Genomic DNA, 19,418 nt, shown 5'->3' with positions numbered 1-19,418 from the left:
GTCACGAACAGGGAATGGAAATGAAAAACGTACTTCTCAAACGTGTCGCGGCAGTCGCGATCCTTCTCGCGCTATCGATCCCGGCGGCACAGGCCCAGAAGAAATACGATCCCGGCGCATCCGACACCGAGATCAAGGTCGGCCAGACCGTCCCGCTCAGCGGGCCGGCCTCGGCCTATGCCGTCATCGGCAAGACCCAGGCCGCCTACATGAAGATGATCAACGACCAGGGCGGCGTCAACGGCCGCAAGGTCAATCTGATCCAGTATGACGATGCCTATTCGCCTCCGAAGACGGTTGAGCAGACCCGCAAGCTTGTCGAAAGCGACGAGGTGCTGCTGACCTTCCAGATCATTGGCACGGCGCCCAATGTCGCCGTGCAAAAATATCTCAACGCCAAGAAGGTCCCGCAGCTCTTCGCGGCAACGGGCGCGGCGCGTTTCACCGATCCGAAGAACTTCCCCTGGACCATGGGCTTCAATCCGTCCTACCTCGTCGAGGGCCGGATCTACGCGCAATATCTTCTGAAGAACCATCCGAACGCCAGGATCGGCGTGCTCTATCAGAACGACGATCTCGGCAACGATTACCTCGCCGGCTTCAAGGCAGGTCTCGGTGACAAAGCGAAGATGATCGTCGCCGAGACGTCCTACGAGATCACCGAGCCGACCATCGACTCGCAGATCCTGCGGTTGAAGGATGCCGGTGCCGACGTGCTGTTCAGCGCCACCACGCCGAAACAGGCCGCGCAGGCGATCAAGAAGGTGGCCGAGATCGGCTGGAAGCCGCTGCACATCATCGACATCAACGCCTCCTCGGTCAGCGCGGTGCTGAAACCTGCCGGACTCGACAACGCCAAGGGCGTCGTCAGCGTCGGTTATGTCAAGGATTCAGCCGATCCCGAATGGAAGGACGATCCCGGCATGAAGCGATATCTCGCCTTCATGGCCAAGTACTACCCGGAGGGCGACAAGGATTCGAACCTGAACGTCTACGGCTATATCACCGCGCAGCTGCTGGTGCAGGTGCTGAAGCAATGCGGCGACGATCTCACGCGCGAGAACGTGATGCGCCAGGCCGCCAGCCTGAACAACATCGCACTCGACCTGACGCTGCCGGGCATCTCGGTGACGACGACGCCGACGGACTACCGCGTCAACAAGCAGTTCCAGATGGTGCAGTTCGACGGCCAGCGCTGGCAGAAACTCGGCGACATCGTCACGGACGACGCGAAGGAATGAAGCGCCCCTCATCCCGAGGGGCGCGCGCCTTGAAGAATGAAGGCTTCACCAATGGTCCTCGTGCTTCGAGGCGGCCGCTCCGCGGCCTCCTCCGCATGAGAGGGAAGTGGCTGCTCGCCCTACCTCTTCATCCCACTCACATAGGCCGCGAGCTTGTCGAGTGTCTGGTAGCCGTATTCGACGGCACCGAAGTTGATCATGCCGTCGCGCTGCGCCGCGCTCGACGCCAGCTGCCGCATCATCAGAACCGTCTTGCCGTTGCTCTGCTCGGCGAAGGTGACGGTGAAACGGAACATTCCGGGATCCTCGTCCTGGTCGGTACCGTGATCCATCTCCATCAGCGACGGCCGTTCGATGCGGCGAAAGCGCATGCGGTTCGGGTAGACCGTGCCGTCCGGGCCGATCATGTTGAAGCGCCAGACGCCGCCGACCCGCACGTCGATCTCGAAGGTCTCGAGCTTGAAGCCCTTCGGGCCGAACCATTGCGGCAGATGCTTCGGGTCGGACCACGCTTCGAACACCAGATCGCGCGGCGCGTCGATCACGCGCGACATCACGATCTCACGGTCGAGCGACCATTGCGACAGAGCGGGATTGGCAGAATTCGTCATCGTCAGGAACCTTTCCGTCTGGTTGTCTTGTCGATCGTCTTGTTACTTGTCTTGGTCGGCCGTTTGGCAGCCGCCCGCTCTTTCTTCAGCTTCATCACATAGGTTTCGAAGCGATCGAGCCGCGCCTCCCAGATCGCACGCTGGTGCTGGAACCAGTCCTCCGCAGTGAGGAGCGCGTCAGGACTGAGGCGGCAGGTGCGCACGCGACCGGATTTCTCCGACAGGACGAGACCGCTCGTCTCCAGCACATGGATGTGCTTCATGAAGCTCGGCAGCGCCATCGCGAAGGGATCGGCGAGTTCGCCGACCGACGCCTCGCCGGCGCAGAGCCGCATCACGATCGCCCGCCGGGTGGGATCGGCAAGGGCCGCGAAAACCTGATCGAGCCGGGATAGTTGGTTAGCCATGGGGCTAACTATAGGGCTGCCATGATCTCGCGTCAACAATTGTTAGCCAATTAGCTAAGTTAAATTCGCCGACTGGTAGCCTGGATGAAGGGAAGCGAATCGGGGCCGCTAGCTCGGCTGCGGCACTTTCCGGATTGCGCTTCGCTCCATCCGGGCTAACGGACCATTCGCGCGGAACCCACCACGCGCAATCGTGAATAGGGACGATCGGCCCTTCCCGCTACAAGGGACTGGGGGCGCATCGAATCTTGCGCCAGAGCCGTGTCGTCTGTTGTCACCTCATCGTATCTCACCCGACGGGCGCTCGCCCGGGCCGCGCTCGTTCCCCTTGCGCTTGCATGGCCGCGCGGGGCCGCCGCGGATTCCGACATGATCGCGCAGATGCGCGACATCGTTGCGAACGAACTGACGCCGACCGCGACGCCGGACCAGCCGGGCGGTCTCGCCGCTGCACTTTATGCCGGCAGCCATGTCGAGTACTTCAATTACGGCTTTGCCGACAGCGCCACGCGAAGGCCGGTCACGCCGGACACGCTGTTCAACCTCGGTTCCCTACGCAAGCCGTTTGAGGCGACGCTGGTTGCGCTCGGCACCCTCCGCGGCGAACTGCGGCTCGACGATCGTCTGGCGAAATATCAGCCGGAGCTCACCGGCGACTATGTTCGCCGCATCACTGTCGGCGAACTCGTCACGCACACCTCAGGCATGCTGCTGCCGACCGATCATCCGCCGTGGCCGAGCGACACGTTTTCCCGCGCGCAGCTCATCGACATGTTCAACAGCTGGAGACCGCAAGCCGGCGAAGCGCCCGGCAAGCAGCGCGTCTACAGCCACGCCGGCTACGTGCTGCTTCAACTCGTGCTCGAGCGCTGTTACGGCGCTCCGATCGCAACCCTGTTTGAACAACACATCCTCAAGCCGATCGGCATGAATGCGACCTCCGTGCCCGAACGCGGCGAGGACAGCCGTGCCGTCATGGACGACGCCTGGATGCAGCTCGCGGTCCAGGGCTACTCGGATCAGGGCATGGCAATCGGCCCCATCGGCAACCAGCAGAGTTATTTTGATTTCCCCGGCACCGGCCAGATGTTTTCTTCGCCGCGAGATCTCGCCGCATTCGTTGCGGCCTGCGTCGATGGGCGGTCGACCGAGCCTCACTTGCGCGAGGCCCTGCGGATGACGCAGCACGAGATTTTCCGCGTCGACGACAAGTTTGGGCAGGGAATGGCCTGGGAGACGGTGCGTCTGCCGGGCGTCACCGTCGTCGACAAGCCGGGTGGGCTCAACAACGCCTCTGGCTATATCGGCCTGGTGCCGGCGCAGCGGATCGGGATCGTCCTGCTCGCCAATCGGGGCGAATATCCGCACGAGATCGCGCGCTACAGGATCCTGCCAGCATTGGCGCATCTGGTGGCATCGCACTGAATCCGCCTAGCGAAAAACAGAAAGCCCCGGCTAAGCCGGGCTTTCCACGCCCAGGTCGGAACGGGAATGCTCAGTACCTGGCAACGACGGGTCCGCCGAACTTATAGTTCACGCCGACGCGCACGATGTTCGATTTGAGATCGACCGAGTGGGTGAAGACGTTGGTCGGAAACGCGCCGCCAAGCAGATTGGTGCTGGTCACGGTGCTGCGTCCGAGGTCGACGTAGAGATATTCCGCCTTGAGCGACCAGCCACCGCCGAAGGCATATTCGGTGCCGACACCTGCGGTCCAGCCCAAGCGTGTCGCGGAACGCGGCCGACTCAGTCGCCGCAGCGAACGTGTCCACGAAGTTGAAAATGCCCTTCACCTCGGCGATCGCCGCACCGCCGGTGGCGTAGAGCAGCCAGGTCGGAGCAGCGAGGAAACCGATGCGGCCGCGGATGGTGGCGAGCCAGTCGGCCGAGACCGACGACGACACGGTGAAGCCGGTCGGTGCGCAGCACGGATAGAGCGCCGAACCCGTCGCACTGCCCTTGAAGCCGAAATAGTTGATATCGCCTTCCAGGCCGAGCACGGCGTTGTTAAGTTGCCAGTTATAGCCGGCGGTAAGACCGCCGGTGACGCTGGAGCTGTTGACACGCTGGGCGCCGACTGCAGCAATCGCGGTAACACTGGTGTCCGCGAAATAGCCGGCGGGATCGAACGCGGTCGAGGTGGCCGGATCGGCGCTGCCCCATTGCCCGCCGACATTGCCGCCGACGTAAAAGCCGGTCCAGTTGTAGGCCGTCGCCATCATTGGCGCCTTGGTGTAGTGCGCCGCGAGGTCGGCCGCCTGCACGGATGCGGAGCCCAAAACAACCGCGGCAACCGCCAGCAAAAACTTCTTCATTCCAGTCTCCTTGCCCCGCGCGATTGATCTCGCGTTTCGAATGCGCGGGCGGAAGTTGTCCGGCGCAGATTGGGCATAGGCTGCCGGTCCCTGGCCGTCTTGGGCTGCGGCGAAGTTCATAGGGACTGTGACGTAGTGTGAGCCGTGCGGCACGCGAACGCGTGACGGGTGTGACTGGAGGGCCACGCGTCATCCCTCCTCCGTGACGCGCGACGCACACCACTGTCGCATCGCGACAACCCGCGCGCGATCCGACGCTCCGCGTCTCAGACCGAACGCGTCAGTCCGCCGTCGACGCGGATGTTCTGTCCCGTGATATAGGCCGCGCCGTCGGACGCCAGGAACGAGATCGTCGCGGCGATCTCCTCGACCTTGCCGTAGCGCCGCATCGGCACGCTGTCGCGGCGTGCATCCAGCTGCGGCAGGCTGTCGATCCAGCCCGGCAGCACATTGTTCATCCGGATGTTGTCGGCGGCATGGGTGTCGGTGAAGATCTTCGTGAAGGCGGCGAGGCCGGCGCGGAACACCGCAGAGGTCGGAAACATCGCGCTCGGCTCGAACGCCCAGGCGGTCGAGATGTTGATGATGGCTCCGCCCTTCTGCGTCTGCATGATCGGCATCACCAGCCGGGTCGGACGGATCACGTTGAGCAGATAGGTGTCGAGGCCGGTGTGCCACTGCTCGTCGGTGATCTCGGTGATCGCCGCCCGGGGCCCATGGCCCGCGCTGTTGACGAGCACGTCGATGCGTCCCCATCGGGCAAGCGCCCCGTCCACAAGCCGCTTCAGATCGTCGTTCGACTTGTTGGAACCGGTGATCCCTAACCCACCGAGCTCGGCTGCCAGCGCCTCGCCCTTGCCGGAAGAAGACAGGATGGCGATGCGAAAGCCGTCGGCTGCGAGCCGGCGCGCAGCCCCTGCCCCCATGCCGCTGCCGCCGGCGGTCACGAGTGCGACCTTCTCTGCTGCCATCTCTGCTGCCATGAGCGATCATCCTTTGTGATATCGTGGAGGCGAGCCGTGGGCCCGGCCTATCATGAGGCCTTCTACCGCCGGACCGGCCGGAAGGTCCACCGTCGAAGGCGACTTGAAAGATGAGCGATTTGGAGATCCGCAATTTGCGCCCCGAGGAGATCGCCATCGCCGTCGACTGGGCCGCGGCCGAGGGCTGGAATCCGGGCCTCTCCGACGCCGCCTGTTTCGCGATCCCGGACGCGAAGGGCTTCTTCGTCGGCGAGATCCACGGCGAGCCGGTCGCGACCGTCTCCTGCGTCAACTACGACGATCGCTTCGCGTTTCTCGGCTTCTACATCGTGCGATCGGGTTTTCGCGACAGAGGCCACGGCCTGCGCATGTGGAACGCGGCGATCGCGCATGCGGGCGCTCGCGTGATCGGCCTCGACGGCGTCGTGGCACAGCAGGACAATTACAGAAAGTCCGGCTTCCAGCTTGCTCACGCCAATGTCCGCTATGGCGGCTTCGTCGCCGCGCCATCGAGGCCGCCCGCCGATGTCGTTGCGCTCGACACGATCCCGCTCGCGCTCGTTGAAGGCGACGATGCAACGGTTTTTCCGGCTCCGCGCAGTGCCTTCCTGCGTGCCTGGATCGGCACATCAGGACATGTCGGGCGCGCGCTGCTGCGCGACGGCAAGCTCGCTGCATGGGGCGTGATCCGGCCGTGCCGGATCGGCCGCAAGATCGGCCCGCTCGTCGCCGACGACCGCGCGGCGGCGGAAGCGATCGTGCAGGCCTTGCTGGAAAGCGCAAACGGCGGCGAGATCTTCCTCGACGTCCCCGCCGTCAATCGCGAGGCGATTGCGCTTGTGGAATCACTCGGGCTGAAGCCGGTGTTCGAGACGGCGCGGATGTACACGGGGCCGATCGCGCCGCTGCGGACCGACCGCGTCTTCGGCGTGACCAGTTTTGAGCTGGGCTAGCTGAGCCGAACTCGCTGCTCAGTAGCAGCGCATGATGTTGACGGTGTGCTCGCCGCCGCCGCGGCCGGGCACAGTGACCTGCTCCGTCGGACAGCTCGGCACGTAGGGCCGGTCTGACGGCACCACGTTGGGCGGGAAGCGATGCGTCCAGTCCCAGGGAACGTCGTACGTATAGGTGTAGCGCACGTCGCTGGAGACGGGTTGGGCGGTCTCGGCGAAAGGCTGGCCGTAGCCAGCATTGTCATAGTAGAACCCGCCGCCGCCCGGCCAGTAGACCCAGGGCGTGTTGCGGCCACGGAACCTGGCGCCCGGCGCAATCGGCGGACGCGCCGCCGGACCGGAAGGCGTGGCGGCATGCGCGACGGTGCCACCGGGCCTGGCAAAACCGACGCTGGGGGCAAGGAGCAGCGCGGCTGCGCTGAGCGAGGCGAGCAACGCCCCAAATGATCTCGACATCATGATACGCACCAACTCGTTTGGCTTCGCGAATAGCGGCTCCCCACCGCACGCTAGGCCGGGCTGTCGCCCACCCGCAAACGTATAATTAATTATTGGTTAAGGCACGGGATGAACAGGGAACAAGCTGCGGCAAGACGCCCGGGATTCCGGCTGATGTCGCTCGTGTTCCCGGGAAACGGACTTCATAACCAGTTGATCGGAGTTGATCGCTTCGGCCGACAACACCCGGAACGCTCCCGCACTGCGGTCGTTGGCTCCCGACACCAGCAAGGAGCATCTCCAATGCAGAACAAATCGAAACTCCTCTGCCTGATCACGGCTTCCCTCGTCGCGGGCACGACGGCCGCCTCGGCCCAGGGCTATGATTGGAACGGATCCCGCGCGGGTTGGGATCGCACCGCCCCCGCTTACCAACCGGTTCAGCCACGCGCGTACTATCCTGATGTGGCCGGACCTTACAGTGCGCTCAACGGCACCAACCATCCCGCGCCGAGCTCGACGCAGGGCGATGTCGGCCCGGAGGGCAACAACAACGGCACCCTGACCGGCGTCTATCGCAGCTGGTAACGCCCGCTCACGATGAGGCCCATCGTCCATCACGGACGATGGGCCTTCGTGCGTCAGCGGCCCTGCTGCTTGCGTAGCCAGTCCAGCATGTCCTGTGGATTTCCGGTGCCCTGCGTCACAATGGCGGTGTTGCCGCCGCTGCGACGATAGACCGTCGTGCGCCCAGGCTCCTTCTCGATCTTGACCTCAGCCTGCGCCGGATCGCCGCTCTGGGTGATGACGGACGTGCCGTTCTCGTCCTGAACCATCGTGGTGTGGCCGTCACCTGACTCGCCGGCTCCGGCCGGCCTCGCTGCCATTGCCATCATGATGCTCATTCCTGCTGCAAGTACGATGAACCTCATATTGCACCTCACCTTCTGATCACCGGCTGAACTGAAATATCGACAGCCAGTTGAAGCGCCCGAATTGTCGCACCGTTCCCGTGTTCATATCGCCGATCTGGAGCAGGAGGGCATTGGTGGAATTGCCGACCTGAGTGATATCGGCGATGTTGCTCACACCCGACTGACCGATCGCCAAATTGGTGGTGCCACCCACCTGGATCACATCGACATAATTTCGCGTGCCGTTCTGGATGATCGTCGCATCGACCGTTCCCGTGCCACCGATCTGGATGACACGCGCAATATTGATGCTGCTGTTCTCCTCGATCGTGACCGGCTGGACGTCGTTGCCGAATTGCACGATCGTTTCGATGCTCACGTTCCGGTTCGTCACGCCGCGCTGGACAGATCCGGCGGATGCCTCGGACGCGACGCTGACGGCGGCGAGCAATGCCGCCAATGCCAGGAGCAGTCTACCGCGTATCATTGCCTTGCCCCCATTGCATTTCTGACGACGCTGAGGTCGCGCCCAACTCAATGGCTATTCTGGACAACAGTCGCCGAGTTGAACGCACCGAACTGGGACAGGAAACTGCTGGTCGACTGGCCGGCCTGGCCGACAAACGCGACATTGTTCACGCCCGCCTGCCCGACCGATGCCGACGTCGTCCCGCCGAATTGCAGGATTCCGGTCGCGTTGTTCGTGCCGTTTTGAGTGACGGTCGCGCTGGTGCTGCTGCCTATCATGAACACGCCGGCCATGTTGAGTTGACTGTTCTGGTTCAGCACGACCGGCGGGCCGCCGAGCGACACGATGGTCTTGATGTCGGCGGTCTGGGCACCGGCCGATCCGGCGCCTATGCAACACAAGGTGAGAAACGCGCCGCAGGCGGCGCCGGAAAAATGTCTCATGACATGCCTCGCGACTGAAAATGGATTTGCGATCAAGGAGTCTGCTGCAAAATCGTCGAGCCGTTCAGGATTCCGAGCTGTCCGACGGCCGCCGCGTTGTTCGCGCCGATCTGGCCGATCAGGCTCGAATTGGAGCCACCGGCCTGGCCGAGTAACGCGGTGTTGGACGCCGTCGCGGTGGTGCCGCCCTGCCCGATCACTGAGGTGTTGACGGTCAGGAGCGAGCCCGTCTGCAGGGTGGTCGCAGTATTGGTGGCGCCGAATTGCATCGTGGTGGCGCTGTTGTTGGTGCCGCCACTCTGCGAGATGAAGGAGTTGTTGGTGGTGCCGAATTGCAGCACGCTGGCCGAGTTGCCGGCCTGGGCATCGACAGCGGTCAGCAAGCCGAACGCGACGATCGTGGCAACGAGATATTTTTGATGCATGACATTTCCTCCGCGAAAGTCGGCGGACAAGCTCTCACCGAGTCGTCCCGCCCGAGGCGGTGCTTTCAAGGATGGCGCGGACGCGCCGCAGATGACGCGTCCGGCCAAACGGGGCTGGCTTAGTGCGCCGTCTGCGAGACGGTGCTGCTGTTGACGCCGAACACGCTGAGCTGTCCGACGGCGGCGGCGTTGTTCTGAAGCGCGGCAGGCCCGAACGAGTTCTGGGTAATCGCGCTGCCGTTGTTGCCGAACGCCACTTGGCCGGTCGTCGCCGAGTTCTGCACGCCAACCTGGTTGACCGTGCTGCCGTTGTTGAGCGAGGCCGCGCTGGTGCCCTGCATCGTGGTCGCGCTGTTGATGATGCCGAGCTGGCTGGTCGACGAGCTGTCGTTGGTGAGGCCCTGCTGCGAGACGCTGGAACCGTTCACGACGCCCACTTGCACCGTGGTCGCAGTGTTGGCGGCCTGCGCGGCGGAGGAGAGGGCGAGCACGGCAACGGAAGCAAAAAACAATTTGCGCATGGAATATCCTTTCTGGCTAAGATCTCTGACTGGGTTCGGATGCCGTCTTGGAGGAGGCCGACATCGCAGGACCGACTTTGAACCGATCGTGCTGCGTGCGACAGACTGCAGTTCATGCTAATCGGTACGGACTAGACGTTGCGCGGCGCCTTGGTGCCTGCGGCACTAGCTGTACGGTTGTCCCGTGCCGGTTCGTGTCGTCTCTTCTTCGCGTCCCATGCTGTCGACCAACCGCACCACCTCGATCGGCGAGCGAAGCTCCAGTTTTCGCATCATCCTGGTGCGATGGACCTTGGCCGTCACTTCGCTCACCCCGAGCCTCGCCGCGATCTGCTTGGCGACGAGACCTTCGGCCATCAACAGCATGATCTCCCGCTCCCTCGCCGTCAGCGTCTCGACGCGCTGGCGCGCTTCGCGCACGCTATCTTCGCGTTCGAGCCGCCTGCGGTCGCGCTCGATGCCGTGCCTGATCGCGTCGAGGATCTCCTGTTCGCGAAAGGGTTTTGGAAGAAACTCGACTGCGCCGCGCTTCATGGCCTCGACCGAGACGCGGACGTCGGAATGGCCGCTGATGAAGACGATCGGGATAAGCACGCCCGTCTCGGCGAGCCGGCGCTGAAGCTCGAGGCCGGTCGGCGCCGTGCCGGGAAAGCGGACGTCGAGCACAAGGCATGAAGGCCCGCCGGAAATAGTCTCCCCGAGAAACTCGTCGGTCGACGCAAACAATTTCACCTGATGCCCGGTCTCCTCGCAGAGACTTCCTATCGCGGTTCGAATCTGGATCTCGTCGTCAATGACATAAACTGTGGCTTGACCTGAACTCATGGAAACGGGCTCCCCGGATTGGGGCTCGATGAACAAGCAACGAGCCATCCATTCTTCTTGCAAGCGAGATCAAGGTGCTCGGATGAATTCGCGGGGATCGAGCGAGTCGCTCCGATCCGCCGCTTCGACGTCTTAGGCCCAACACCCGTTCAAGACGAGTGAAGGTGTTCACACATCGGGTTTCGTGATTGCGGGGATGCGCCCTCGCGACCTGCGGCATCATGGCGAGGCGCGATATCGGCAATGCTGCGATTGGGAATGCGACGACCGGAAACGCGACGATCTGGCGTGGGAACTTCGGTATCGCCGAGTGCGTCATGGCGTCGCCACCCACGTGCCGACTTGAACGCCGGGCGCTGGCCGCTTCGGCCAGAGCAGACGAGACGTTCAGTCAGCTTGTCGAGTTCGATACCGCGCGCGTCATATCGATACGCTCCGTATGCATTTCGGGCAAGTCGTGAAAAATAGCACCCGCGGACTTTACTTCTGGATCATCAAGCGCACCCGACCGTCGCCCCGGCAGCGGCGACACACTGACGATCGCCCGCGTTTTTCAAGATTTACAACCATAGCGGGTTTACAACCATAGCGCGATCTCTGCCTTTGCCGCCAACGATGCCATTTCAAGAGGCGGGTTTTTGATATGCGATTTGTGCCAGTTATTGCCTTGCTCGGAACTGCATGTGGCCTCGCCGCGGTCTACGCCGCGGGGCCGGCCGTCATCACCGACGCGGCCGGGGCCGCGGCGCAGAAGGCGGCCCTTGCCTACGCATCGAGCCAACGGCTGCTCAGACCCGTGGGGCTGGAAGCACGGAGCTTCGGATCGGACGCCCCCGTATTCCGCTTTGCCTCAATCCAGCGCGGCAGCATCGAGCAGACCATCACCGTCACCGGAGCCCTGCAGCCGGTCAAGACGATCGAGGTGGGTTCCCAGCTGTCCGGGCAGCTCGCCCGGGTCTATGTCGATTTCAACGACACGGTCAGCAAGGATCAGCCGCTCGCCCTGATCGATCCGCGCAGCTTTGCGGCCAAGGTCGACGAAGCCCGGGCCTCTCTGGCCGTTGCCAATTCTCTGGTCGACGTCGCACGGGCCAAGCTCGATCGCACCAGGATCGATCTGCAAAACGCAAGGGGTAGCCGGGACGTGCTCGCCGCCAAGCTCGAGAGTGCCCAGGCAGTCAAGAGCTCGGCGCAAAAGACCTTGCAGCGGAAGCAGGCACTCCAGTCGCAAAACGTGGTGGCCACGACGACGGTCGACGACGCGCAGACGGAGTTCACCGCGCGTCTGGCCCAGGAACGCGAGGCCGAGGTTCTGATGTCCCTCAACTCCTATGCAGTGGATGGGGCGCAGGCCGACGTCCGCCGGATCGAGGCGGAATTGCAGCAGGCACGCATGGCCGTGCCGGAAAAGGCGGCCGTTCTCGCTGCGGCCCAGGCCGATCTCGACCGCACCGTGATCCGCTCGCCGATCGATGGCGTCGTCGTCGGCAGGTTCGTCAACGAGGGCCAGACGCTCGCGGTCGGACTGGAATCGCGCACCACGTTCGTGGTCGCGCATCGACTGGAGGACATGGAAATCCACGCGCAGGTCGACGAAGCCGATATCGGACGCATCGCCCCCGACCAGCGCGCGCATTTCACGGTGGATGCCTACCCGGACCGTCGCTTCGAGGCGGTGGTGCGGCAGGTGCGCAAGGCACCGCAGAACCAGCAGCACGTCGTGACCTACACCGTCGTCCTGGCCACCTCCAATCTCGACGGCGCGTTGCTGCCCGGCATGACCGCCCTGGTAAAGATCGTGATCGAGCGGCAGGACGACGTGCTGAAAGTGCCGCTTGCTGCATTGCGCTTCCAGCCCTCGGGCACGCGGCCGGACGCCGCGGCGCGCAGCGCCGTGTGGGCGCGCACCGCCAGCGGCTCACTCCGGCGTATTCCGGTGACCGTCGGCGCGGCCGGCACCGAACAGGTCGCACTCAGGAGCGGAGACCTCGTCGAGGGCAGCCAGGTCGCCGTGGGTCAGGCCATCCGGCCGGCCGGCATGGAATTTCTCGGCATAAGGTTCGGATCATGACGGCCCTCCCGCCCCTCATCAGCCTGCAGTCGGTCTCCAGGACCTATCGCGCCGACGGAGTAGCGGTGACTGCGGTGCGCAATGTCAGCTTCGACATCGAACGAGGCGAGATCGTCGCGGTGATGGGACCCTCGGGCTCCGGAAAATCGACGCTGATGAACATGATCGGGCTGCTCGACCTGCCGAGCGAGGGCGCGCTCTATCTCGAGGGAGCCGACGTCGCCGATCTCTCGGAAGACCACCGGTCGTCCCTGCGCGCCCGCAGCATCGGCTTCGTATTCCAGTCCTACAATCTGCTCGCTCGCCACAATGCGATTGAGAACGTCGCGCTGCCGCTGGTCTATTGCGGCATCAGCCGCAAGGAACGCCTGGCCCGCGCCGAGCAGAGCCTGGAGGCCGTCGGCATGGTGCACCGGGCCCACCACTTCCCGCGACAGCTCTCGGGCGGTGAGCAGCAGCGCGTCGCGATCGCGCGCGCCCTGATCGCCTCCCCGCTGATCGTGCTCGCCGACGAGCCGACCGGCGCGCTCGACAGCCGTACCGGCGCCGAGATACTGGCCCTGTTCGCCGCGCTGAACCGGTCCGGCCAGACCATCGTGATGATCACGCATGACCCCGGCATCGCGACCCAGTGCCGGCGCACGATCCGCCTGCACGACGGCGAGCTCGTCGCTGACGAAACGCTGGTCCCGATCCTGCCGAAACGGAACGCTGCGCCATGACCATGCTCCAGGGCTTTCAAATCGCTTTGCACGCGTTGCGCCTCAATCCGTTGCGCAGCATCCTCACCATGCTCGGCATCGTGATCGGCGTCGCCTCGATCGTGACGGTGTTTGCGATCGGGTCCGGCGCGCAGCTTCGCCTGCAGGAGCAGATCCGCTCGATCGGCGCCAACGTGCTGATGATCAACCCCGGTGCGGTCTACCAGGGCGGCGTGCGCCTCAAGGATGGCAGCAAGCTGACCATGACCGAGAGCGACGTGCAGGCGATCCTCGAGCAGATCCCCGAGATCCAGGCAGCGGCCGGCTCGATTGCAGGAACGGCCCAGGTCATTCACGAGAGCAAGAACTGGAACACGACGATCAACGGGACGACGACCGGGCACTTCATGGTGCGCGACTGGCAGCTTGCGACCGGGCGCTATTTTTCCGGCAGCGAGGAGGCAGGCGCCGGCAAGGTCGTGATCCTCGGCAGCACGGTGGCGCATGAGCTGTTCGCGCCCGGCGAAGACCCGATCGGCGCACAGATCAGGATCATGAAGGTGCCGCTCGAAGTGGTCGGCGTTCTCGATCGCAAGGGACCGGCGCAGGACGACGTCGCCTTCGTGCCGCTCACCACGGCCAAGCTGCGCTTCCTCGGCAGCGCAAGCAACATCAACCGGGATCTCGGTCGCCTATATCATCGCCAAGGTGGCCGCGGACGGACAGATGGCGGGGGCGCGAACGGAGATCGAAAACCTGCTGCGGCAGCGCCACCGCATTCCCGCTGGCCAGGAGGACGACTTCAAGGTCCAGGATCCGGCCGCCGCCATGGAAGCGCAGCAGGGAGCGATCCGCACCGTCGCGCTCCTGCTCGTCGCCATCGCCTCGGTCTCGCTGCTCGTTGGCGGCATCAGCATCATGAACGTCATGATCGTTTCGGTCACCGAGCGCACGCGCGAGATCGGAATCCGCCGCGCGCTTGGCGGGCGGATGCGGGACATCCGTCTTCAGTTTCTCTGCGAGGCCCTCGTGCTCTGCCTGCTCGGCGGCGCGATCGGCGTCGGTGCCGGCGTCACGCTCTCGATGACGGTCGCTCGCATGGCAGGATGGATCACCTCGATCGACGGTCAGGCGATCGGCCTTGCCCTCGCTTTCTCGATCGCGACCGGCCTGATCTTCGGCTTTTATCCCGCCCACAAGGCATCCAAGCTCAGCCCGATCGAGGCACTCAAGACGGAGTGAGAATATGCTGGAGTGTTCGCATCGACCAATGGCCACGGAGGAGCAGTTATGAGTCCGGATCCGAAATATTCGATCACACCAACGCCACGCGAGCGGGACCTGATGACGCTGATCGCCCGCGGAATGCAGAACAAGAACATCGCGTACGAGCTCAAGATCTCGGAGAACACGGTGCGGGCGCATATCGGCAACATCATGCGCAAATACCGCCTTCAGAACCGGACCCAGATCGCGATCATCTTTGCCCTGCAGGCGGCGCCGCCATCGCTTCGCCGCAACCTGGCCAATGGCGGCCGCAATTCCACGACGGCCGCGCCGGCCAAGGCGGTCGCTCAGAATACGCCGGTGCCGACGGCACCGGATTGACCGCTCGGCCACAATCCCTTGCGTCATTTCTGGCGAAACACCCAAGTCCGGGGTCAACGCAACGGCGACAAAATATTTCTCTTTATTAGAATTCGGATTTTTGTTAGGAATTTCTCAACCCGGCCCAAGGAAGAGGGGCGTATCGCGATCGTCACGAACGCGGGCCGGACGGCGGTGGACGTTAGTCACATCGGCGCGAATGGCTTCGCAGGGCGGCTAACCGTGAGCGAAGGCGTCGCGCACACGACCGGTGCGATCGGCGTACGGCAAAATCGTGTGGTCCTGACGCCCGGGGTCTGTGCGTCAAGCGTTGCGGTGATGTGGGTTGCCCAACCGGGCACACGCATCAGCCATCCGCAAGGCGACGGGGGCAATAGTGCATCGCTCCCCGGGGAGAGCACGACATAAGCCGTAAAGCCACTGCGCAGGGAAGGCCGGATGTTGGGCTTCACCTGTATGCCGCTGTGCATTGTTCTTACGACAATCTCGCACAGTGGACCGCGGGTGCCAGCCGGCACCCGGTCTTCCCTGCGCCCTCTTTCATTTTGAGGGTGAGGCGACCAAGCAAAGCTCGGGCGAAATGCGCCGCGAGAGGGCGAAGGTGTGTCTGCCGCTCGGAATGCGAATCGAAGCGCGACGCTGCCAGCCACTCACTCCGTCATTGCGAGCGCAGCGAAGCAATCCAGTCTGCCGCCGGGGAAAGATTCTGGATTGCTTCGCTGCGCTCGCAATAACGATGCTGAAGCAGCGCGTGCCGACACCGCGATCTCGTGCCGCCGGACGCCGCGCAGAGCGGGGCCCCTGTCCTTCTTTACATGGCGCTCCGCTCTTGTAACAAAACCGTCATGCAGCGAAACTAAACGAAGCCGGGGGCCGCGGTTGGCGGCCAAGCCGCCTCGCAGGGAGAGATTTTGATGCGCCGTTCGCTGGTTTTGCTGTCAGCCGGACTGACAGTGTTGTCCGCAGGATTTTCGACCGGACCTGCCTCCGCAGAGAACAACACGCCCCGTAACCTGATCCTGTTCATTCCGGACGGTCTGCGGGCGCTGAAGGTCACGCCTGAGACCGCCCCCGCAATGGCCGAAATCCGCGACAAGGGCGTCAACTTCAAGAATTCGCATTCGCTGTTCCCGACCTTCACCATGGCCAACGGCTCGGCGATGTCGACCGGCCATTATCTCGGCGATACCGGCGTGTTCTCCAATACGATCTGGACCAACTACACCTCGGTACCCGCCGGCGACACCGTGGTCCCCTTCATCGAGAACGACGCCGTGCTTGGCGACATCGACGAGCATTTCAAGGGCGACTACCTCAACGAGGACACGATCCTGAAATTGGCCCGCGACAAGGGCTACAGCACCGCCGCGCTCGGCAAGCATGGTCCGACCTATCAGTTCGACCACACCGACAAGCCCGAAAAGGCCGGCCTGCATTCGGTCGTGTTCGACGATGCGACCGGCGGCAAGAACGGCGTGGCGCTGTCGGACGAGGTCAAGGCCGCTCTCACCAAGGCCGGCCTGCCCCTCGCCACGCCGCCGCGCGGCGACAACTCCAAGGCGGGCGATGCCAAGACGCCCGGCACCACGGCGGCCAACGTCGCGCAGCAGGCCTATTTCGCCGATGTCGCGGCCAAGGTCGTGCTGCCGATGTTCAAGGCGCGCAACAAGCCGTTCGTGCTGGTGTTCTGGTCGCGCGACCCCGATGGCAGTCAGCACAACACCGGCGACAGCCTCAACCAGATCATGCCCGGCATCAACGGGCCGACCTCGATGGCCGGCATCAAGAATGCCGACAACAACCTCGCCCAGCTCCGCAAGGCGCTGGACGAGCTCGGCCTTGCCGCCACCACCAACATCATGGTCCAGGCCGACCACGGCTTCTCGACCATCTCCAAGGAAAGCAAGACCAGCCCCTCGGCCAAGGTCAGTTATGACGACACGCCGAAGGACTTTTTGCCGATGGGTTTTCTGGCGCTCGATCTGGCGAAGGCGCTCGACCTGCCGCTGTTCGATCCCAACGACAAGAACGCCAAGGTCGAGGGCAACAAGCATCCCAAGGCCGGCAACGGCGTGCTCGGCAAGGATCCGGAAAAGCCCGATCTCGTCGTCGCCACCAATGGCGGCTCTGACCTGATCTATTTGCCGACCAAAGACAAGAAGCTGGCGGCCAAGACCGTCAAGCTGCTGCTTGAGCAGGATTACGTCTCCGGCCTGTTCGTCGATGACTCGCTCGGCCGCTTCCCCGGCACGCTGCCGCTGTCGAGCATCAATCTGCGCGGCAAGGCGGCGACGCCGACGCCGGCGATCGTGGTCAACTTCCGCTCCTATGCCAGCGATTGCGGCGAGGCGCCGACCAACTGCTCGGTGCAGGTCGCCGACACCGTGCTGCGCCAGGGCCAGGGCATGCATGGCAGCTTCAGCCGCGGCGACACCATGAACTTCATGGCCGCGGTCGGTCCGGACTTCAAAGCCGGCTATGTCAGCGAGATCCCGGTCAGCAATGCCGACGTCGGCATGACGGCCGCCCAGCTCCTCGGTCTGCGCGCTTCTCCAGAACGGCGGTCTCGTCGGCCGCGTGATGTCGGAGGCGTTGCCCAACGGCATCGTGCCGAAGGCCTACAAGGGGGTCGAGAAGTCGAAGAAGTCCGAGAACGGCCTGCAGACCGTGCTGAACTTCCAGCGCGTCGGCAGCCAGCGCTATTTCGACACGGCCGGCTTCCCCGGCCGCACGCTCGGGCTGGAGCCGGACGCCGGCAAACAAAAAACGGCGGGGAAATAACCCCGCCGTTCAAATGCGTCCTTCGTGAAAGGCGCAGAATTTTACATGCCCAAAATCTTACATGCCGATGTCGAACACGTTCGGCAATTGGCCCGCCAGAGGCAGCGCGGTGGCGCCCAGGAAGGTCGCCACCATCGCCATCAGGCGACGGTTGTTCTGGCGCTTGCCGCGCATCTGGCCGGCGATCCACTCGAGCATTTCGCTGTTGACCTTGGAGGCATAGGACGGCGCCCAGCTCTCGATGTCGGACTCGGCCGACAGCGCCACGCTGCGCGGCGGCACCTTCAGGCCGGAGGCGCTCGCGGCATAATGAGCTACCGCCTTGGCGAGCAGGTCGTCGAACCGGCCGCCATCGGTGCGCTCGGTGGCGGCTTCGTTGATCTCGAACAGCACTTCGGCCTCAGTGCGGCTGACCGGCTGGTCGTTGACGGCCGTGGCGGTGAGGATGCGGGCGCACCAGGCGGTGTCATCGGCATCGAGCGAGCGGGAGAAGTGCACCCTTCCCTTGGTGGTCGGGCCTTCGCCCGTGATCACGCCGTCGCGCACGATGGTCAGTGCATGGGTCGAGGTATCGCGGCAGGATGGTTCGAGGGACGGTGACTCAACAGACTTATGCGCAGCGGCAGACATAGTTCACTTCCAGATTTCTTCTGATCGGCCAGCATTTTCATGCCGGCGTAAAGGGGTGGTTAATGATTCGGCACCGGGATCGCGACTCTTTGAGATAGTTGCCAATTGGTCGCTGTCAGGACCATTTTGGTTCTGGCGAGCGCCGGGCGAGCGTGATGGAAGCCATAAAAGGCTTTCTCGGGGCAATCACGCCCGTATAGCCCCGGTGGAGATGTTTCGCCGCGGGCGCGGCTGTAACAAAAAGGTGCTAGGAAATCAGGCCTTCAAAGAAGGAATTCACATTTTACTTGAAGCGGTTCAGTTAGCGTTCACTTGGGATCGCGGAGACCCTATAATGCCCGCGACGGTCAAAGATGAATTCGCAAGTAAATTCAATAACATGAGGTAGAACCATGACACTTCCGATTGGCACCACCGCCCCCGACTTCGAAGCCGAGACCACCGAAGGGAAGATCAAGTTCCACGACTGGATCGGCAATAGCTGGGCGCTGCTGTTCTCGCACCCGAAGGACTTCACACCGGTTTGCACGACCGAGCTCGGCGCGCTGGCCAAGCTGAAGCCGGAATTCGACAAGCGCGGCGTCAAGCTGATGGGCCTCTCGGTTGATCCGGTCGACCGCCATTCCAAATGGTCGGAGGACATCAAGGAGACGCAAGGCGCGGCCCCGAACTATCCGATGATCGGCGACACCGATTACAACGTCTCCAAGCTCTACGGCATGCTGCCGGCCGCGATTTCGGGCGATCCCCTCACCCGCACGGCCGCCGACAACCAGACGGTCCGCAACGTCTTCATCATCGGGCCGGACAAGAAGATCAAGCTGGTGCTGGTCTATCCGATGACGACGGGTCGGAACTTCCAGGAGATCCTCCGCGTGATCGACTCGCTCCAGCTCACCGCCAAGCACCGCGTCGCGACCCCGGCCGACTGGTCGCAGGGTGACGACGTCATCATCGCGGGCTCGGTCTCCAACGACGAGGCCAAGACGATCTACCCGCAAGGCTGGAAGGAGCCGAAGCCCTACATCCGGATCGTGCCGCAGCCGAAATAACGGAACTGTCATTCCGGGCGATGCGTCAGC

20 protein-coding genes and 3 pseudogenes are annotated in these 19,418 nt (G+C 63.6%); 11 read left to right on the top strand and 12 right to left on the bottom strand.

Annotated features, from left to right (window positions below):
* Window positions 1–20: 20 nt before the first annotated feature.
* Window positions 21–1,241: an ABC transporter substrate-binding protein gene (locus AB3L03_RS34535; RefSeq protein ID WP_368507926.1), complete on the top strand. Its 1,221-nt coding sequence runs from the start codon at window positions 21–23 to the stop codon at window positions 1,239–1,241.
* Between the two features lie 119 nt (window positions 1,242–1,360).
* Here AB3L03_RS34535 and AB3L03_RS34530 read toward each other — a convergent pair whose 3' ends face one another.
* Window positions 1,361–1,852, bottom strand: a complete 492-nt coding sequence (locus AB3L03_RS34530; RefSeq protein ID WP_018455251.1) for an SRPBCC family protein — start codon at window positions 1,850–1,852, stop codon at window positions 1,361–1,363.
* 2 nt (window positions 1,853–1,854) lie between these two features.
* Window positions 1,855–2,259: a helix-turn-helix transcriptional regulator gene (locus tag AB3L03_RS34525; RefSeq protein ID WP_247377527.1), complete on the bottom strand. Its 405-nt coding sequence runs from the start codon at window positions 2,257–2,259 to the stop codon at window positions 1,855–1,857.
* A gap of 369 nt (window positions 2,260–2,628) precedes the next feature.
* Between AB3L03_RS34525 and AB3L03_RS34520 the strand changes: the two genes are divergently transcribed.
* Window positions 2,629–3,684: a serine hydrolase gene (locus tag AB3L03_RS34520; RefSeq protein WP_368507925.1), complete on the top strand. Its 1,056-nt coding sequence runs from the start codon at window positions 2,629–2,631 to the stop codon at window positions 3,682–3,684.
* Between the two features lie 70 nt (window positions 3,685–3,754).
* Here the strand turns inward: AB3L03_RS34520 and AB3L03_RS34515 are convergent.
* Window positions 3,755–4,574, bottom strand: a pseudogene (locus AB3L03_RS34515) (outer membrane protein).
* A gap of 266 nt (window positions 4,575–4,840) precedes the next feature.
* Window positions 4,841–5,545, bottom strand: a complete 705-nt coding sequence (locus AB3L03_RS34510) for an SDR family oxidoreductase (protein WP_085384467.1) — start codon at window positions 5,543–5,545, stop codon at window positions 4,841–4,843.
* Window positions 5,546–5,667: 122 nt separating this feature from the next.
* Between AB3L03_RS34510 and AB3L03_RS34505 the strand changes: the two genes are divergently transcribed.
* Window positions 5,668–6,510, top strand: a complete 843-nt coding sequence (locus AB3L03_RS34505) for a GNAT family N-acetyltransferase (protein WP_368507924.1) — start codon at window positions 5,668–5,670, stop codon at window positions 6,508–6,510.
* Between the two features lie 18 nt (window positions 6,511–6,528).
* Here the strand turns inward: AB3L03_RS34505 and AB3L03_RS34500 are convergent, their stop codons facing one another.
* Entirely contained in the window at window positions 6,529–6,969 is a 441-nt protein-coding gene (locus AB3L03_RS34500; RefSeq protein WP_026232911.1) for a hypothetical protein, read from the bottom strand.
* Between the two features lie 282 nt (window positions 6,970–7,251).
* Here AB3L03_RS34500 and AB3L03_RS34495 point away from each other — a divergent pair, with 282 nt between their 5' ends.
* Window positions 7,252–7,536, top strand: a complete 285-nt coding sequence (locus tag AB3L03_RS34495; protein ID WP_018455258.1) for a hypothetical protein — start codon at window positions 7,252–7,254, stop codon at window positions 7,534–7,536.
* Window positions 7,537–7,589: 53 nt separating this feature from the next.
* Here the strand turns inward: AB3L03_RS34495 and AB3L03_RS34490 are convergent, their stop codons facing one another.
* The 6 genes from AB3L03_RS34490 to AB3L03_RS34465 all read right to left on the bottom strand — a co-directional run bounded on the left by AB3L03_RS34490 (window position 7,590) and on the right by AB3L03_RS34465 (window position 10,545).
* Window positions 7,590–7,880 carry a hypothetical protein gene (locus tag AB3L03_RS34490; protein ID WP_204511437.1) on the bottom strand — a complete coding sequence of 97 codons (291 nt, stop codon included), beginning with the start codon at window positions 7,878–7,880 and terminating at the stop codon, window positions 7,590–7,592.
* A gap of 19 nt (window positions 7,881–7,899) precedes the next feature.
* Entirely contained in the window at window positions 7,900–8,322 is a 423-nt protein-coding gene (locus tag AB3L03_RS34485; protein ID WP_276018145.1) for a curlin, read from the bottom strand.
* 74 nt (window positions 8,323–8,396) lie between these two features.
* A complete protein-coding gene (locus AB3L03_RS34480; protein ID WP_247336127.1) occupies window positions 8,397–8,774 on the bottom strand; it encodes a curlin in 378 nt (125 codons plus the stop codon).
* Between the two features lie 32 nt (window positions 8,775–8,806).
* On the bottom strand, window positions 8,807–9,199 hold the full coding sequence (locus tag AB3L03_RS34475) for a curlin (RefSeq protein ID WP_204511438.1): 393 nt from the start codon (window positions 9,197–9,199) through the stop codon (window positions 8,807–8,809).
* Between the two features lie 119 nt (window positions 9,200–9,318).
* Entirely contained in the window at window positions 9,319–9,720 is a 402-nt protein-coding gene (locus AB3L03_RS34470; protein WP_018455265.1) for a hypothetical protein, read from the bottom strand.
* Between the two features lie 165 nt (window positions 9,721–9,885).
* Entirely contained in the window at window positions 9,886–10,545 is a 660-nt protein-coding gene (locus AB3L03_RS34465; RefSeq protein ID WP_018455266.1) for a response regulator transcription factor, read from the bottom strand.
* 643 nt (window positions 10,546–11,188) lie between these two features.
* Here AB3L03_RS34465 and AB3L03_RS34460 point away from each other — a divergent pair.
* From AB3L03_RS34460 to AB3L03_RS34435, 6 genes and pseudogenes are all read left to right on the top strand, one after another.
* Window positions 11,189–12,616 (top strand): efflux RND transporter periplasmic adaptor subunit, encoded by a 1,428-nt coding sequence (locus AB3L03_RS34460; RefSeq protein ID WP_085351325.1) that lies wholly within the window; start codon window positions 11,189–11,191, stop codon window positions 12,614–12,616.
* On the top strand, window positions 12,613–13,338 hold the full coding sequence (locus AB3L03_RS34455) for an ABC transporter ATP-binding protein (protein ID WP_204511439.1): 726 nt from the start codon (window positions 12,613–12,615) through the stop codon (window positions 13,336–13,338). The genes AB3L03_RS34460 and AB3L03_RS34455 overlap by 4 nt, the downstream gene beginning before the upstream one ends.
* A pseudogene (locus tag AB3L03_RS34450) lies at window positions 13,335–13,910 on the top strand (ABC transporter permease); the annotation flags it as partial. The gene AB3L03_RS34455 and the pseudogene AB3L03_RS34450, both read left to right, overlap by 4 nt.
* A 133-nt stretch (window positions 13,911–14,043) precedes the next feature.
* Window positions 14,044–14,559: an ABC transporter permease gene (locus tag AB3L03_RS34445; RefSeq protein WP_368507923.1), complete on the top strand. Its 516-nt coding sequence runs from the start codon at window positions 14,044–14,046 to the stop codon at window positions 14,557–14,559.
* Window positions 14,560–14,607: 48 nt separating this feature from the next.
* On the top strand, window positions 14,608–14,925 hold the full coding sequence (locus AB3L03_RS34440; RefSeq protein WP_204511440.1) for a response regulator transcription factor: 318 nt from the start codon (window positions 14,608–14,610) through the stop codon (window positions 14,923–14,925).
* Window positions 14,926–15,839: 914 nt separating this feature from the next.
* Window positions 15,840–17,706: pseudogene (locus AB3L03_RS34435) on the top strand (alkaline phosphatase family protein).
* 57 nt (window positions 17,707–17,763) lie between these two features.
* Here AB3L03_RS34435 and AB3L03_RS34430 read toward each other — a convergent pair.
* Window positions 17,764–18,336: a hypothetical protein gene (locus AB3L03_RS34430; protein WP_085360898.1), complete on the bottom strand. Its 573-nt coding sequence runs from the start codon at window positions 18,334–18,336 to the stop codon at window positions 17,764–17,766.
* 392 nt (window positions 18,337–18,728) lie between these two features.
* Here AB3L03_RS34430 and AB3L03_RS34425 point away from each other — a divergent pair, with 392 nt between their 5' ends.
* Entirely contained in the window at window positions 18,729–19,388 is a 660-nt protein-coding gene (locus AB3L03_RS34425) for a peroxiredoxin (RefSeq protein ID WP_018455274.1), read from the top strand.
* Window positions 19,389–19,418: the final 30 nt, after the last annotated feature.

Origin of the sequence: Bradyrhizobium lupini (genome assembly GCF_040939785.1) — a bacterium.
Classification (GTDB): domain Bacteria; phylum Pseudomonadota; class Alphaproteobacteria; order Rhizobiales; family Xanthobacteraceae; genus Bradyrhizobium; species Bradyrhizobium canariense_D.
This window is presented reverse-complemented; position numbering and strand designations above follow the sequence as displayed.

Bases quoted from the DNA above. Each gene is read 5' to 3' on its own strand.
- AB3L03_RS34460 (WP_085351325.1), top strand. From the start codon at position 11,189: ATGCGATTTGTGCCAGTTATTGCCTTGCTCGGAACTGCATGTGGCCTC.
- AB3L03_RS34490 (WP_204511437.1), bottom strand. From the start codon at position 7,880: ATGAGGTTCATCGTACTTGCAGCAGGAATGAGCATCATGATGGCAATG.
- AB3L03_RS34455 (WP_204511439.1), top strand. From the start codon at position 12,613: ATGACGGCCCTCCCGCCCCTCATCAGCCTGCAGTCGGTCTCCAGGACC.
- AB3L03_RS34520 (WP_368507925.1), top strand. From the start codon at position 2,629: ATGATCGCGCAGATGCGCGACATCGTTGCGAACGAACTGACGCCGACC.
- AB3L03_RS34500 (WP_026232911.1), bottom strand. From the start codon at position 6,969: ATGATGTCGAGATCATTTGGGGCGTTGCTCGCCTCGCTCAGCGCAGCC.
- AB3L03_RS34530 (WP_018455251.1), bottom strand. From the start codon at position 1,852: ATGACGAATTCTGCCAATCCCGCTCTGTCGCAATGGTCGCTCGACCGT.
- AB3L03_RS34525 (WP_247377527.1), bottom strand. From the start codon at position 2,259: ATGGCTAACCAACTATCCCGGCTCGATCAGGTTTTCGCGGCCCTTGCC.
- AB3L03_RS34425 (WP_018455274.1), top strand. From the start codon at position 18,729: ATGACACTTCCGATTGGCACCACCGCCCCCGACTTCGAAGCCGAGACC.
- AB3L03_RS34535 (WP_368507926.1), top strand. From the start codon at position 21: ATGAAAAACGTACTTCTCAAACGTGTCGCGGCAGTCGCGATCCTTCTC.
- AB3L03_RS34475 (WP_204511438.1), bottom strand. From the start codon at position 9,199: ATGCATCAAAAATATCTCGTTGCCACGATCGTCGCGTTCGGCTTGCTG.
- AB3L03_RS34440 (WP_204511440.1), top strand. From the start codon at position 14,608: ATGAGTCCGGATCCGAAATATTCGATCACACCAACGCCACGCGAGCGG.
- AB3L03_RS34430 (WP_085360898.1), bottom strand. From the start codon at position 18,336: ATGTCTGCCGCTGCGCATAAGTCTGTTGAGTCACCGTCCCTCGAACCA.
- AB3L03_RS34495 (WP_018455258.1), top strand. From the start codon at position 7,252: ATGCAGAACAAATCGAAACTCCTCTGCCTGATCACGGCTTCCCTCGTC.
- AB3L03_RS34465 (WP_018455266.1), bottom strand. From the start codon at position 10,545: ATGAGTTCAGGTCAAGCCACAGTTTATGTCATTGACGACGAGATCCAG.
- AB3L03_RS34470 (WP_018455265.1), bottom strand. From the start codon at position 9,720: ATGCGCAAATTGTTTTTTGCTTCCGTTGCCGTGCTCGCCCTCTCCTCC.
- AB3L03_RS34505 (WP_368507924.1), top strand. From the start codon at position 5,668: ATGAGCGATTTGGAGATCCGCAATTTGCGCCCCGAGGAGATCGCCATC.
- AB3L03_RS34445 (WP_368507923.1), top strand. From the start codon at position 14,044: ATGGCGGGGGCGCGAACGGAGATCGAAAACCTGCTGCGGCAGCGCCAC.
- AB3L03_RS34480 (WP_247336127.1), bottom strand. From the start codon at position 8,774: ATGAGACATTTTTCCGGCGCCGCCTGCGGCGCGTTTCTCACCTTGTGT.
- AB3L03_RS34510 (WP_085384467.1), bottom strand. From the start codon at position 5,545: ATGGCAGCAGAGAAGGTCGCACTCGTGACCGCCGGCGGCAGCGGCATG.